13 protein-coding genes are annotated in these 14,383 nt (G+C 52.1%); 9 read left to right on the top strand and 4 right to left on the bottom strand.

Annotated elements, in window-relative coordinates:
• The first annotated feature begins 122 nt into the window (after positions 1 to 122).
• A complete protein-coding gene (prlC, locus tag AACQ93_RS16615; protein WP_064606371.1) occupies positions 123 to 2,165 on the top strand; it encodes an oligopeptidase A in 2,043 nt (680 codons plus the stop codon).
• A gap of 264 nt (positions 2,166 to 2,429) precedes the next feature.
• On the opposite strand, the gene gppA is transcribed toward prlC, so the two are convergent.
• On the bottom strand, positions 2,430 to 3,920 hold the full coding sequence (gppA, locus tag AACQ93_RS16610) for a guanosine-5'-triphosphate,3'-diphosphate diphosphatase (RefSeq protein WP_064606782.1): 1,491 nt from the start codon (positions 3,918 to 3,920) through the stop codon (positions 2,430 to 2,432).
• A 9-nt stretch (positions 3,921 to 3,929) separates the two neighbouring features.
• Positions 3,930 to 5,264 (bottom strand): ATP-dependent RNA helicase RhlB, encoded by a 1,335-nt coding sequence (gene rhlB / locus AACQ93_RS16605; protein WP_064606370.1) that lies wholly within the window; start codon positions 5,262 to 5,264, stop codon positions 3,930 to 3,932.
• Between the two features lie 113 nt (positions 5,265 to 5,377).
• Between rhlB and trxA the strand changes: the two genes are divergently transcribed.
• The 6 genes from trxA (at position 5,378) to fre (ending at position 11,460) form a co-directional block, all read left to right on the top strand.
• Positions 5,378 to 5,704, top strand: coding sequence for a thioredoxin TrxA (gene trxA, locus AACQ93_RS16600; protein WP_007469611.1), 327 nt, complete (start codon positions 5,378 to 5,380; stop codon positions 5,702 to 5,704).
• A 199-nt stretch (positions 5,705 to 5,903) separates the two neighbouring features.
• The gene (gene rho / locus AACQ93_RS16595; RefSeq protein WP_007469609.1) at positions 5,904 to 7,169 is read left to right on the top strand and encodes a transcription termination factor Rho; all 1,266 of its coding nucleotides are present in this window, start codon (positions 5,904 to 5,906) and stop codon (positions 7,167 to 7,169) included.
• A gap of 219 nt (positions 7,170 to 7,388) precedes the next feature.
• The gene (locus AACQ93_RS16590; RefSeq protein WP_232323324.1) at positions 7,389 to 8,384 is read left to right on the top strand and encodes a hypothetical protein; all 996 of its coding nucleotides are present in this window, start codon (positions 7,389 to 7,391) and stop codon (positions 8,382 to 8,384) included.
• A 134-nt stretch (positions 8,385 to 8,518) separates the two neighbouring features.
• Positions 8,519 to 10,408 (top strand): 4-hydroxy-3-polyprenylbenzoate decarboxylase, encoded by a 1,890-nt coding sequence (gene ubiD / locus AACQ93_RS16585; RefSeq protein WP_064606368.1) that lies wholly within the window; start codon positions 8,519 to 8,521, stop codon positions 10,406 to 10,408.
• 68 nt (positions 10,409 to 10,476) lie between these two features.
• Positions 10,477 to 10,740 carry a 2Fe-2S iron-sulfur cluster-binding protein gene (locus AACQ93_RS16580; RefSeq protein ID WP_007469603.1) on the top strand — a complete coding sequence of 88 codons (264 nt, stop codon included), beginning with the start codon at positions 10,477 to 10,479 and terminating at the stop codon, positions 10,738 to 10,740.
• A 9-nt stretch (positions 10,741 to 10,749) separates the two neighbouring features.
• Positions 10,750 to 11,460 carry an NAD(P)H-flavin reductase gene (gene fre / locus AACQ93_RS16575; RefSeq protein ID WP_064606367.1) on the top strand — a complete coding sequence of 237 codons (711 nt, stop codon included), beginning with the start codon at positions 10,750 to 10,752 and terminating at the stop codon, positions 11,458 to 11,460.
• 114 nt (positions 11,461 to 11,574) lie between these two features.
• Here fre and AACQ93_RS16570 read toward each other — a convergent pair whose 3' ends face one another.
• Both AACQ93_RS16570 and AACQ93_RS16565 read right to left on the bottom strand, forming a co-directional pair.
• On the bottom strand, positions 11,575 to 12,447 hold the full coding sequence (locus tag AACQ93_RS16570; RefSeq protein WP_064606366.1) for a carboxylate/amino acid/amine transporter: 873 nt from the start codon (positions 12,445 to 12,447) through the stop codon (positions 11,575 to 11,577).
• Between the two features lie 165 nt (positions 12,448 to 12,612).
• Complete coding sequence (locus AACQ93_RS16565; RefSeq protein WP_007469597.1) at positions 12,613 to 13,035, bottom strand: universal stress protein; 423 nt, start codon at positions 13,033 to 13,035, stop codon at positions 12,613 to 12,615.
• 302 nt (positions 13,036 to 13,337) lie between these two features.
• Here AACQ93_RS16565 and ftnA point away from each other — a divergent pair, with 302 nt between their 5' ends.
• Positions 13,338 to 13,865 (top strand): non-heme ferritin, encoded by a 528-nt coding sequence (gene ftnA, locus AACQ93_RS16560; protein WP_007469595.1) that lies wholly within the window; start codon positions 13,338 to 13,340, stop codon positions 13,863 to 13,865.
• A 69-nt stretch (positions 13,866 to 13,934) separates the two neighbouring features.
• The gene (gene uspB / locus AACQ93_RS16555; RefSeq protein ID WP_007469593.1) at positions 13,935 to 14,273 is read left to right on the top strand and encodes a universal stress protein UspB; all 339 of its coding nucleotides are present in this window, start codon (positions 13,935 to 13,937) and stop codon (positions 14,271 to 14,273) included.
• Positions 14,274 to 14,383 lie beyond the last annotated feature (110 nt).

Below are 14,383 nucleotides of genomic sequence, written 5' to 3'. Positions count from 1 at the left end.
GGAACAGACGCTTTCAACGTTTAGACTATAGGGATAAGCCTTCGCAAAATCCCCGTTAAGGGATTGAATTTACGAGCAGCAAGACACATTTAATAAAGGATAAACGAATTAAGGATTAGCACATGTCGAACCCATTACTATCAATGACGGATCTGCCTCCGTTCTCCCAGATCAAGCCTGAACATGTCAAGCCTGCGGTGGAGCAGGCGATTGAAGATTGCCGTGCACAAGTCGAAGCCGTTTTGGCTAACGAGGCAGCGCCGAGTTGGGAAACGATTTGTGCGCCGCTGGCAGAAAGCGATGATCGCCTGAGCCGTATCTGGTCGCCTATTGGTCATCTCAATGCTGTGAAAAACAGCGACGCCCTGCGTAAGGCATATGAAAGCTGCCTGCCTTTGCTGTCGGATTACGGTACCTGGGTTGGCCAGCACAAAGGCTTGTACGAAGCTTATAAGGCAATCAAAGAAGATGAGAGCTTTAGCTCACTGAGCAAGGCGGAGCAGAAAACCATTACCGATGCGCTGAAAGAGTTCGAGCTGTCCGGTATCGGCCTGCCTGCGGCTGAGCAGAAACGCTATGGCGAGATCAGCAAGCGTCTGTCTGAGCTGTCATCAACGTTCAGCAATAATGTGCTGGATGCCACGATGGGCTGGACCAAACAGATCACCGATGAAGCAGAATTGGGTGGTCTGCCTGAATCTGCACTGCAGGCTGCCAAAGCCGCCGCTGAAGCAAAATCAGTGGAAGGTTACCTGTTCAGCCTCGAAATCCCGTCATACCTGCCGGTGATGACTTACTGTGACAACCGTGAGCTTCGCCATGAAATGTATGAAGCGTTCGTGACCCGTGCTTCAGATCGCGGCCCGAATGCCGGCAAGTGGGATAACTCCGATATCATTGCCGAAAAACTGAAGTTGACCCACGAGCTTGCTCGCCTGCTGGGCTTTAACACGTATAGTGAAAAGTCGCTGGCAACCAAAATGGCAGAAACGCCGGAGCAGGTACTGGGCTTTTTGAATGACCTGGCAACCCGAGCCAAGCCGCAGGGTGAGCGCGAAGTTGCTGAGCTGCGCGAATACGCGGCCAAAGAATACGGTGCCGAGTCACTGGAGCCGTGGGATTTTGCTTACTATGCCGAGAAGCTGAAGCAGCACCGTTACAGCATTTCAGATGAACAATTGCGTCCTTACTTCCCCGAGCACAAGGTGGTATCCGGCCTGTTTGAAGTGATCAAACGTGTGTTTGGTATGGATGTGAAAGAGCGAGAAGGTGTTGATACCTGGCATGAGTCGGTGAAATTCTTCGATATCTTCGACAAAGAAGGCGAATTGCGCGGTAGCTTCTACCTGGATTTGTATGCCCGTGAAAATAAACGCGGCGGGGCCTGGATGGATGAGTGCATTGTGCGCCGTACCTGTCAGGACGGCAGCCTGCAGAAGCCGGTGGCTTACCTGACCTGTAACTTCAACAAACCGCTCGGTGACAAGCCGGCACTGTTCACCCATGATGAAGTGGTGACCCTGTTCCACGAAACCGGCCATGGTATTCACCATATGCTGACCAAAGTGGATGCACCGGCTGTATCCGGTATCAATGGTGTGCCGTGGGATGCGGTTGAGCTGCCAAGCCAGTTCCTGGAAAACTGGTGCTGGGAAGAAGAAGCGCTGGCGTTTATCTCCGGTCATTATGAAAGCGAAGAGCCGCTGCCGAAAGAAATGCTTGATAAGATGCTGGCGGCGAAAAACTTCCAGTCCGCGATGGCGATTCTGCGTCAGCTGGAGTTCGGCCTGTTCGACTTCACTCTGTACACCAACTACGATCCGGAAGCCGGAGCCCGGGTGCTGGAAACCCTGCACGACATCAAATCGCGCGTATCTGTAGTGCCAAGCCCTGAATGGGGACGCTTCCCGCACAGCTTCAGCCACATCTTTGCCGGTGGCTACAGTGCCGGTTACTACAGCTATCTGTGGGCAGAAGTACTGTCAGCCGATGCCTACTCACGTTTCGAGGAAGATGGGATCTTCAATACCGAAACCGGAGCCGACTTCCTGGATTGCATCCTCGAGCGCGGTGGCAGTGAGGAGCCGATGGATCTGTTCAAGCGTTTCCGTGGTCGAGAGCCGCAGATTGATGCGTTACTTCGTCATTCCGGCATCACTGGCTAATTGATTGATTGGGCTGGTCATTTCACCTCATTGCTGCATCGGACATGCTCATTGATACTTATCAACTCCGCGTGTCCTCTTTGCCCTGAGGTGAAATTTCTTCGCCGAATCAGTAATTACGATAATTGGGTTTTAGGTTTAGCTTGTTATCGGGCTAAACTCCGGCGTTTGAATTCCCAATTTGGTTATCGTGAAAATAAAAAAGGCTCCTTGGGGAGCCTTTTTTGATCGCATTAATTTGTTGCAAGAGGTGGTTTTGCCGGGTTAGTCGGTTTCGGCAATTACCAGTGGCCAGCCCATATCGGTCTGGCGGGTTGCCTCCTGTTGCAGCTCTGCTTTGGTTAGCGGGTTGGCATTGAGCCAGTTGGTCGACAGGCTTAGGGTCAGCGTGTTGTCATCGGCAGTGATAGCAAATGACGGCTGGTGGTTATGGTCGCGGCGATGGCACAGGATCACGGCCAGGCGAAGCAGGCGCAGCAGGCGGGTGGCGCTGTGTGCCGACAGGGCGTGTTGTTCTGGCAAGCTGGTGAGCTGTTCGCGGAAACGACGAAGCAGCTCGGCGATCAGGTGCTTTTGGGCGCGGGTGTAACCCGGCAGATCACTGTTTTGGATCAGGTAAGCCGCGTGTTCACCGCTCTTTTTGAATTCGATGGTAGTACCGATTTCATGCAGTGACGCGCTGGCATGGAGCAGATATTTTGCCTGTGGCTCCAATTGCCAGGACTGGTCACAGCTGTCGAGCAGTGACAGGGCCGTTTGGGCGACGTTATCAGCATGCTGGCTGTCGAGCAGGAAGCGGGATTGCAGGCTCATCAGGGTACGCTCACGAACATCATTGTGGCGCATCTGTGTCATCATCTCGTAGACCATGCCTTCGCGTAGGGCACCGCCAGCCAGGGTCATTGACTCAATTCCCAGGCTTTCGAAGATGGCGATCAGAATTGACAGGCCGCTCGGGAATACCAGGGCTCGCTCTAAGGTCAGCCCTTCAATATCCAGATCTTCCAGGCGCTCATACTGCATGGCCTGGCGCTGCATCCGCTTCAGTTTTTGCAGGGTAATGATTTCATCCATGCCCTGCGCCAACATAATTTCTTGCAGGGCCTGTACCGTGCCGCTGGCACCGACACAGGTTTCCCAGCCCAGTTTGAGGTAGTCTTCAACAATCGGTTCAATGGCGCTTTTGGCTGCATTGATGGCCGCATTGAAGTTTTCTTCGGTCAGGCAGCGATCTTTAAAGTAGCGCTCCAACCAGGTCACACAGCCGATCTTCAGGCTGGTCAGTGCGCTGGTATCAAATCCTTCTCCGATAATGACTTCAGTACTGGCTCCGCCGATATCCACGACCAGTCGCTTGCCGCAGCCCCCGGAGGTATGGGCTACACCCTGGGAGATGATACGGGCTTCTTCCTCGCCGGGAATGATTTCAACGTTGTGGCCGAGGATTTCCCGGGCCTTGGAAAGAAAAGTATCGGAATTAATCGCTGTACGCAGTGCTGCGGTGCCGACAATCCGGATGTTATCAGCCGGAATATCCTGTAGGCGTTCGGCAAACAGGCTCAGGCAGTCCCAGCCACGCTGCATCGCTTCCTCACTCAGCTCGTTTTGGCTGTTGAGGCCCGCGGCAAGTCGGACTTTGCGTTTGATTTTAGCCAGTGTCTGCACACTGCCGGCAATTTCCCTCACGATCCACATGTGAAAGCTGTTTGAGCCTAAATCAATCGCGGCGTACAGGGGAGATACTGTTCTTTCCATAGGCATAATTTATTGCTGTTTCTGCTTCTGTTGCGGCTTTTGTTGCTGCTGCTTCTGTTGCTGCGGACGACGGCGGCCACGCTGGCGTGACTGGCCCTGGCGCGATGAGTTGCTGCGACGGTTGCCGCCCTGGCGTGGTGCGCGTTGTACACTTACCGGTGCAGGCAGATCGTCTAGCAGAGCATCAACATCATACTTGGAATGCGGGATCGCATGCTCAATGTAGGTTTCGATCGCTGGCAGGTTAATGGCGTATTCTTCACAAGCAAAGCTGATAGAGTGACCGCTTGCGCCGGCACGACCGGTACGGCCGATACGGTGAACATAGTCCTCGGCATCATCAGGCAGATCGTAGTTGAAGACATGAGTTACTTGTGGGATGTGCAGGCCACGGGCTGCGACATCAGTTGCCACTAGGATATCCAGGTCGCCCTGAGTGAATTGTTCCAGGATACGGACGCGTTTTTTCTGCGGTACATCCCCGGTCAGCAGGCCAACACGGTGGTTGTCGGCGGCCAGGTGTGCCCAGATGTCTTCGCAGCGGTACTTGGTGTTGGCAAACACGATAGCGCGATCCGGCCATTCTTCCTCAATCAGAGTCTGAAGCAGGCGCATCTTGTCCTTGTTGGACGGGTAGAACAGCTCTTCGCGGATACGGTGACCGGTTTTTTGTTCCGGCTCGACAATCACGCTTTCCGGGTTGTTCATGTGCTCGAAAGCCAGCTCTTTCACGCGGTAGGACAGCGTGGCGGAGAACAGCATGTTCAGGCGTGCCTTTGGCGTTGGCATACGGCGGAACAGGAAGCGGATATCTTTGATAAAGCCCAGATCGAACATACGGTCAGCTTCATCAAGCACAACAGCCTGGATCGAACGCAGGTCGATAACGCGCTGTTTGTAGAAGTCGATGATACGGCCACAGGTACCGATCAGGATGTCTACACCTGCTTCCAGTGTTTTCTGCTGCTTCTCGTAGGCTTCACCACCGTAAGCCAGGCCAGCGGTCAAACCGGTGCTTTCAATCAGCGGCTTAGCATCATTGTAAATCTGGATTGCCAGTTCACGTGTAGGTGCCATAATGATGGCACGGGGATGGTTAGTTTTGCGATCCTCCGCAGGCGGAGTCAGCAGCAAATGGTTAAAAGTCGCAGTCAGGAACGCCAGGGTTTTCCCTGTACCAGTTTGGGCCTGACCTGCAATGTCTCGGCCGGTGAGCACTACCGGCAATGCCAGGGCCTGGATCGGTGTACAATTGTGGAAACCTTTGGCTTCCAGGCCTTGTAAAACCTTAGGGTGTAAACCCAGGTCGGCAAATTTCTGCTCTGTGATGTGAGTCGTCTTCATTCGTATAGAATATCAGCTTAGGGTTGCATTACGAAACGGATTCCATTCAAATAGGGCAACGATTTGCTGGTTAAAATAAAATCAGCCAAGAAAATCAACCATTGGAGTGGAAGATGAGCGACAAGATTGTGCAGCTTACAGACGCAACTTTTGATAGCGACGTAATCAATGCTGCAGGCCCTGTACTAGTAGATTTTTGGGCTGAATGGTGTGGTCCTTGCAAAATGATTGCCCCAATTCTTGACGAAATCGCGGACGAGTACGAAGGCAAGCTGACTATCGGTAAGCTGAATATCGATCAGAACTCAGCGACACCGCCTAAGTTCGGTATCCGTGGTATTCCTACACTACTGCTGTTCAAAGACGGTGGAGTGGCAGCTACTAAGGTAGGTGCATTGTCTAAGAGCCAGCTGAAAGAGTTCCTGGACGCGAACCTGTAAGCAAGCTTTTTCCCGAACCGTGCGCAATTTCTCAGTTGTGCATGGTTTTACTTCCGTCTATGCTAGACGGAAGAAATGTTTAGTGCTAACTTATTGCACGTAAATTGTATATTTGTTCATTCCTTGACCAGCCCCATTGGTCGATTCTATCTCAACCTAACATAGAACCCCGATTTTGACTGACAAGAAACCCACCACTATGAATCTTACTGAACTTAAAAACCAACCTATTTCCAAGTTGGTTGCGCTTGGCGAAAGCTTAGGATTAGAAAACCTAGCGCGCTTGAGAAAACAGGACATTATCTTTTCCATTCTCAAGCAACATGCAAAAAGTGGTGAGGACATTTTTGGCGATGGTGTTCTAGAGATCCTTCAAGATGGCTTCGGCTTCCTTCGCTCTGCAGACAGTTCTTACCTTGCCGGCCCAGACGACATCTACGTTTCTCCTAGCCAAATCCGCCGATTCAACCTTCGTACTGGTGACACCATTGCCGGTAAGATCCGTCCTCCTAAAGATGGCGAGCGCTACTTTGCCCTGCTGAAAGTTAACGAAGTTAACCACGACAAGCCAGATAACGCCCGTAACAAGATCCTGTTTGAAAACCTGACGCCGCTGCATGCTAACTCTCGCATGCGCATGGAGCGTGGTAACGGTTCAACTGAAGACATTACCGCTCGCGTACTGGATTTGGCATCACCGATTGGTAAAGGCCAGCGTGGTCTGATCGTAGCACCGCCGAAAGCGGGTAAAACCATGCTGCTGCAGAACATTGCCCAGAGCATTGCCCACAACCACCCTGAGTGTGAGCTGATGGTTCTGCTGATCGACGAACGTCCGGAAGAAGTAACAGAAATGCAGCGCCTGGTTAAAGGTGAAGTTGTTGCTTCAACGTTTGATGAGCCAGCTTCCCGTCACGTACAGGTTGCAGAAATGGTTATCGAGAAAGCTAAGCGTCTGGTTGAGCACAAGAAAGACGTTGTTATCCTGCTGGATTCCATCACTCGTCTGGCGCGTGCTTACAACACCGTGGTTCCTTCATCAGGTAAGGTACTGACTGGTGGTGTGGATGCTAACGCACTGCACCGTCCTAAGCGTTTCTTCGGTGCAGCACGTAACGTTGAAGAAGGCGGCAGCCTGACAATCATCGCAACGGCACTGGTTGATACCGGTTCGAAGATGGACGAAGTGATTTACGAAGAATTCAAGGGTACAGGTAACATGGAACTGCACCTGTCTCGTAAGATTGCTGAGAAGCGTGTCTTCCCTGCGATTGACTTCAACCGTTCAGGTACTCGCCGTGAAGAACTGCTGGCGAAAGCGGATGAACTGCAGAAGATGTGGATCCTGCGTAAGATTGTTCACCCGATGAGCGAAACTGACAGCATGGAATTCCTGATTGATAAGCTGTCGATGACCAAGACCAACAACGAGTTCTTCGATGCGATGCGTCGCCAGAAGTCGTAAAAATTTGCTGGTATAACGTCACAGTTTTTGAAAACGCCACCTTGTGTGGCGTTTTTTATTGGCGTTGGTTTCTGCATAATTGAGTTAAATGATATTTAATTAACATATCATTCGGAACACGATCACATTGTGTGTGGCCGTGACACTGAATCCGCAGTATTCAGCTAACCAGGACGGGGCGTGACTGCGGAAAGCAGGTTTTCACCATAAGGAGGTGACATGCGACAAGGATGGTGCATGCTGACATTGCTGCTGGCGATGGCCTGGAATCCGGCATCGGCGGCAGAAGTAACTGAACAACAGGTAGCTCAGGCTGTCTCTTCTCCTCAGGTTCGGTTGCGGGCCTCGGCACTTCAGACCCTTTATGACAAAAGTGACTTTCGCGCACTAGAGTTTAATCTTTCCCAATTACCTCGATTAGAGCAGGAAGCCATCCGTACCTTGCTGGTGGATCACGCGGTACAAAGCAGTGAGCTGAACCAGGCCAAAGCCGACTGGTTACAGGCGCAAGCTGAGCGTAAGCCGGAATTTACCGTGATTGAACAGGGTGATGGCTACCTGGTGACAAAATCTGCCTTCTACTATGGCGCCAAGGCCCGTGGGATGGTGTCAAAATGGCAGCAACATCTGCTGGCGGGAGAAATGCTGGTGTTGGCTGAAGGCGATCAGTTGAAACTTTCTTCCTGGCTGGCTGGCGATCTTCAAACTCAGACAACCCGTCGGGATATCTTCATCAGCCAGTTACCGAAATTGTCTGATGCGGCGGTTGAAAACCTGGTGGTGCAGTTTGTCTCTGATCCCAAACTGATGTGGCTCCCGGACAATGCCGTCATTGCTCATCTGGCGGCAGTATCCGGAGATGAGGAGCTTTATCGCCTGCTATGGCGGCGCCGTACCGATGCTTTCAGCCTGGCGGAACTGAACCGTCTGGCAGCATTGGCTCCGGCACCGGAGGCGGTTGCCCAGTTGATGGCGGCCACCCAAAACCCCTCTCTTAAGTCCCGTGCGTATAAAGCACTGATAAATCTCAAGCCGTTGCCAGTTACTGCCCGTGAGTTTTTGATCCAGAAGCTCGGAGAGGTCGATGACGGTCAGATGGTGGCACTGGAGTTGGCGCAGCAGGGGCATCTCGACTGGCTGGAGCAGCTGGCATCAGCCAGTCACAGCAAGGTTTTACAGAATAACTTCAGGGCGGTACAGGCCCTTGCTCCATAATAGAAACCTCACTGATTTTACGGTGTTCTCAGGTTAACAACTCGTTATAATGATTCTGTTTTTCTAAATTTCCCGGCAGGTTATGTGATCAGCCGGGAATTGTCGCGTTCTGCAGAGTGGATAACAACGAGCCTATGAAATTTAAGGATCTGCGAGAGTTCATTGACTACCTGGAGCAGGAAGGTCAGCTCAAACGCATAAAGCAGCCTGTCGATCCGAACCAGGAAATAACCGAGATTTGTGACCGGACACTGCGTGCGGGCGGTCCGGCCCTGTTGTTTGAAAACCCGGTGGGTTATGACATGCCGGTGTTGGCTAACCTGTACGGCACCCCTGAGCGGGTGGCGATGGGGATGGGCCGGCAGGATGTCCGTGAGCTGCGTGAAGTCGGTAAGTTACTGGCGTATCTGAAAGAACCTGAACCGCCGCGTGGCTTTCGTGACGCACTGGATAAGCTGCCGGTATTCAGGCAGGTACTGAATATGCCAGCGAAACGCCTGCGCAAGGCTTCGTGCCAGGAGGTTGTCTGGGAAGGTGATGCCGTCGACCTGGATAAGATCCCGGTGATGAGCTGCTGGCCGGGGGATGTGGCTCCGCTGCTGACCTGGGGCCTGACGATTACCAAAGGTCCGCACAAGAAGCGCCAGAACCTGGGAATCTACCGCCAGCAGAAGCTGGGCAAGAACAAGATCATTATGCGCTGGCTGGCTCACCGTGGCGGTGCGCTGGATTTGCGTGACTGGATGGAAACCCATCCGGGTGAGCCGTTCCCGGTATCTGTTGCATTCGGTGCAGATCCGGCGACTATCCTCGGCGCGGTAACGCCGGTGCCGGATACGCTGTCGGAGTATGCTTTTGCCGGCCTGTTGCGTGGCAGCAAGACCGAAGTCATCAAGAGCATCAGTAATGATCTGGAAGTGCCGGCCAGTGCCGAAATCGTACTGGAAGGTTATATCGACCCGAATGAATTTGCCGATGAAGGCCCGTATGGTGACCACACCGGTTACTACAACGAGGTCGAGCGCCACCATGTGTTTACCGTTACTCACGTTACGATGCGCAAGGAACCTATCTATCACAGTACCTATACCGGTCGTCCGCCCGATGAGCCAGCGGTGCTGGGCGTGGCGCTGAACGAGGTATTTGTTCCGATCCTGCAAAAGCAATTCCCTGAAATTGTGGATTTCTACCTGCCGCCGGAGGGGTGTTCCTACCGCATGGCTGTGGTGACGATGAAGAAACAGTATCCGGGTCATGCCAAGCGGGTGATGATGGGAGTATGGTCCTTCCTGCGCCAGTTCATGTACACCAAGTTCGTGATTGTTTGTGATGATGATGTCAACGCCAGGGATTGGAACAGCGTCATCCATGCCATGACTACTCGCATGGATCCGGTGCGCGATACGGTGATGATTGATAATACGCCGATTGACTCGCTGGACTTTGCTTCGCCGGTGGTGGGGCTGGGCTCCAAGATGGGTCTGGATGCCACCATGAAGTGGGAAGCTGAAACTGCCAATACGCCGGAGCCGGTGAGCCTGTCAGCAGGACAACCGGATCGCGAAGCGCTGACCCGTTCTGTTCTGGATGCGTTTCCGGAGATTGTAGATTGCTATTTGCCATCGCAAGCGGCAGCTGGCGGTATGGCCATTGTGACCATCAAGAAAACCGCTGCGGGCCATGCCCGGCAGGTGATGGACGGCATCTGGGCGTTGCTGGAACCGCATACCGAGACCAAGTTCATCATCGTCTGTGATGATGATATCAATGCCCGTGACTGGAATGACGTGATCTGGGCGGTGACCACCCGGATGGATCCGAGCCGGGATACCCTGATGGTTAACCCGGCCCGAGATGATTCTGGTGATGTCGCTGTGACGGAGACAAGCTCTAAGATCGGGATGGATGCGACGAACAAGTGGCCGGGTGAAACCCTGCGCGAATGGGGTACGCCGATCACTAAAGAACCGGATGTGGTCGCCAGGGTCGATGCCATCTGGGACCAGCTGCAAATTCTGGGGTAATCTACCTGAGTTAGTCCGATAAAAACCAAGCCGGGCTGCATTATCGCCCGGCATAATGAGAACCTAACATGCATCAAATACGCCTGTTGCCCCATGACATCACTTTTTCTGCCTCAGAGCAGGAAACCGTGCTGCAGGCTGCGCTCAACGCAGGCGTCGCATTTCCTAACCGGTGTCAGGTCGGGGCTTGTGCCATGTGCCTGTGCCGCAAACTGTCTGGCGAGATAAGTTATCATCTTGAGCCTATGCTTACTGAACAGGAGCAGGCTGAAGGCTGGATCTTTACCTGTCAGGCGACGGCCAGGAGTGATCTGGTGCTGGAGTTAGACTAGAGGAAGACAATGTCCATCAAATGTGAAGTAAAGTCAGTAGAACCGTTGGCATGCAATACCTACCGTATTCTGCTGCAGCCCGAGGAAAAAATTGAATTTAAAGCGGGTCAGTACCTGCTGGCGGTGATGGGAGAGAGCGACAAGCGCCCGTTCTCAATTGCCAGTAGTCCTTGCCGTGACGGCGAGCTGGAGCTCCATATCGGTGCGGCCGAGCATAACCCGTATGCGATTGAAGTGGTAGAAACCATGAAAGCCGCCATGCAGGACGGCCGTCAGTTTGAAATTGAAGCGCCGCATGGTGAGGCATGGGTGCGTGAAGACAGCGACAAGCCGTTGTTGATGATTGCCGGCGGAACCGGTTTTTCTTATGTTCGTAGCATCCTGGATAACTGTCTGAGCCGTGGCGTGACCCAGCCGATTTTTGTGTACTGGGGCGGCCGTGACTTGTGCCAGCTGTATGCCCATGAAGAGCTGCAGGCGCTGGCAGACAAACACAGTAACCTGACTTATGTGCCAGTTGTAGAAAGTGCACCGGAAGGCTGGCAGGGCAAAACTGGCAATGTGCTGGAAGCGGTGAATGAAGATTTCGTCAGCCTGTCGGCTTACGATATTTACCTGTGCGGCCGTTTTGAAATGGCCGGGGCGGCTCGTGAGAAATTCACGGCTGAAAAAGGTGCTGAGCGCGAGCGGATGTTTGCTGACGCGTTTGCGTTTATCTAATTGCTGAAATTAATGGCTTACTGTTAAGTTGTTAGATGCGAAAGGCGAGCTCATTGAGCTCGCCTTTGTTCTATCTGTAACTCGGTTCTGGCTCTTTGTCTCAGGTTTCAGAAACTAAGCTCTCGCCATCTCGACCTTCTTTTTCACCCAGGTTTCGTTAACCCATAGTGATGCCATGATGATCACCCCGCCGATGATTAGGCGCGGGTAGTCGACATCACGGTTCCAAATCACGATGTTGACGATAAGGCCGGCCGGGACCAGGGCATTATTCATAATGGCAAGGGCACCGGCGTTGACCATGGTCGCCCCTTTGTTCCAAATGAAGTAACCAAGCCCTGAGGCAATGGTGCCAAGGTAGATCAGGATCCCCCATTGGGTGTTGGTTGTCGGCAGTTTATCGACATTGCCGAACAGCAGGAACATTGGCAACGCAACGCAGATCGCCCCGAGGTAGAACAGGCCGAAAACAGTATGCTGCGGCAGTTGGGCTTTTTCCTGCTCCATGGTTCGCTTATAGCCGACCTGACCGATGGCAAAGCACAGGTTCGCGCCCTGAACAATCAGGAAGCCGATGATGAAGTCTTCATTGATGCCTTCAAATTTGATCACCGCAGCACCAATTACTGCGATAACAGCCGTCAGCAGGTACCAGGCCGAGAACTGACGATGCAGCAGATCGTAGATCAGGGTGACATAAATCGGGGTGAATATTGTAAACAGCAGCACTTCCGGGACGCTCAGGTAGAGGAACGACTGGTAGTAGAAGCAGTACATCAGCCCGAGCTGAAGGGCGCCGACTATCATCAGTTTAACTGCGAGTTTCGGGTGCAGGTGCTGCTTACGCAGGAACGGCAGGAAAACCAGAGCCGCCAGGACAACCCGGGTCAGCACGGAAAACCAGGCATCAACCTGGCCTGCCAGGTAAACCCCAATCAGGCTGAAAGAAAAGGCCCAGAGCAGGGTGACAGCAGATAAATATCCCATATCAATAACCAGTTAACATCCATTCAAAATTTGGCGTAGTTTACCGGAATTCGCTGCGGGGAAATATGGATAACGGGTGTGGGTATTGGTGGTCGGGGGGAGTCTGTCGGCGATCAGTTCTGTGATCGCCGGCCGGTCAGGAAGCGTAAGATGATTTATGGGTGTTTATTTCAGCGGGATCATCAGTAAATCGACAGGGGTCTGGTTGAGTAACTGCTTGGCTGAAGACAGGATTTTGCTCCAGAAGTCCTGATGATGGCCACAAACAACCAGTTCGACATCAATGTCATTGATCGCGTGGCAGATTTCGTCGCTGAGGTCGCCACTGCCAACCAGGGTATGGGAGACCGGATAGTTGGCTTGGTTAGCCAGGGCCTGAAGCTGTTTTTGGGCATCTTCAGCCATCCGGTGCTGGGCATCGGACAGGTTAATATCGATCAGCCCGGTGTAGAGCTCGGCGTAGTTAACGTCAATGTGGATAAGGGATAGTTTGGCATCCAGTTTGCGGGCAAGATCCGCCGCTTTTCTGACCAGGACAAAGCTGTCATCTGAGAGGTCGATAGCGACCATAATGTGTTTATATGCCATACCTTTTGCTCCTTAAATCCTTATTCTTTATAACTTTCATGCTAGCACTGAGTTTTCCCGAATAATATCGCTCAGATCCCATCCTGGCAGCGTTTCAGTATCAGGTTCAGGAGGCAGGTCAAATTCTTAACGAAAAGCGGCCAGAGTGGCGCTGATGCGCAAAATGGGAGGGTGAGCCGGATATTTTAAACCGGTGATTCCTTTAAGTTGCATTCTCAATTTTGCGCGGTGACAATGACTTATCAGCGATCTCATACCGATTTTTGAGATTGGTATAAACTAAAATAAATAGGAGTAGTGCGATGTTAGCTCAAGCAATGGTTGAAAAACTTAACGAGCAAATCAACCTGGAGTTCTTTTCTTCAAACCTTTACTTGCAAATGAGTGCCTGGTGTGAAGACAAGGGCTTCGAGGGAGCCGCAGCATTCCTGCGCGCTCATGCCGTTGAGGAAATGGAACACATGCAGCGTTTGTTTACTTATGTCAGCGAAACCGGTGCGATGCCGATTTTGGGTTCGATTGAAGCGCCGAAGCATGAGTTCGCATCACTGGGTGAAGTATTCCGCGAAACGTATGAACACGAGCAGTTTATTACCGACAAGATCAACAAGCTGGCTCATGTTGCGTTTACTACCCAGGACTACTCAACATTTAACTTCTTACAATGGTATGTGGCAGAGCAACATGAAGAAGAAAAACTATTTAAAGGCATTCTAGATAAGATTGAACTGGTGGGTGAAGACGGCAAGGCTCTGTTCTTCATCGATAAAGATCTTGCCGAGATGGCAAAAGCTGAGTCTACATCGGTTATGGATACACAGGCTGGCTAATCATGGTGAAGGGCGTGCCGGGCACGCCCCCCAATGACCCTGCCAGCAGCTTAGTTTCGGGGGTTGTTTATGATTAGTGGTGATGCACTTCTATTCGCTCTCTTTCTGGTCGCAGTCATTAATGTTTCACGTTATGTCAGTACTTTGCGTACGTTACTGGCGGTAATGCGTGAATGTGACCCACTTCTCTACCAACAGGTCGACGGTCCGGGATTTTTTACCTCTCATGGTAATGTCTCCAAGCAGATCCGCCTGTTTCACTACATCCGTGGTCAGCAGTACCAGAACCACCATGATCCGGTATTCATGCAAAAGTGCGTGAAGGTTCGGAAGTTGTTTGTTCTGGCCAGCACTTACCTGATGGTCTTTTTTGTATCGATTTTTGTCGTCGCTTATCTCGGTATTTGAGATATCCAAGCGGCTCTACTTTCCATCTGGCATTTTTCGGTGGGTTGGGTGGCATACTAAATATGTAACCTGCGATATCGGTTAGCTTGTCGCGGGATTTCGTTTGGTGT

The sequence above is a fragment of the Photobacterium sp. J15 genome (assembly GCF_963870815.1).
Taxonomy (GTDB): Bacteria; Pseudomonadota; Gammaproteobacteria; order Enterobacterales; family Vibrionaceae; genus Photobacterium; species Photobacterium marinum.
The sequence above is the reverse complement of the archived record's forward strand: the minus strand, read 5'-3'. Positions and strand labels throughout refer to the sequence as shown.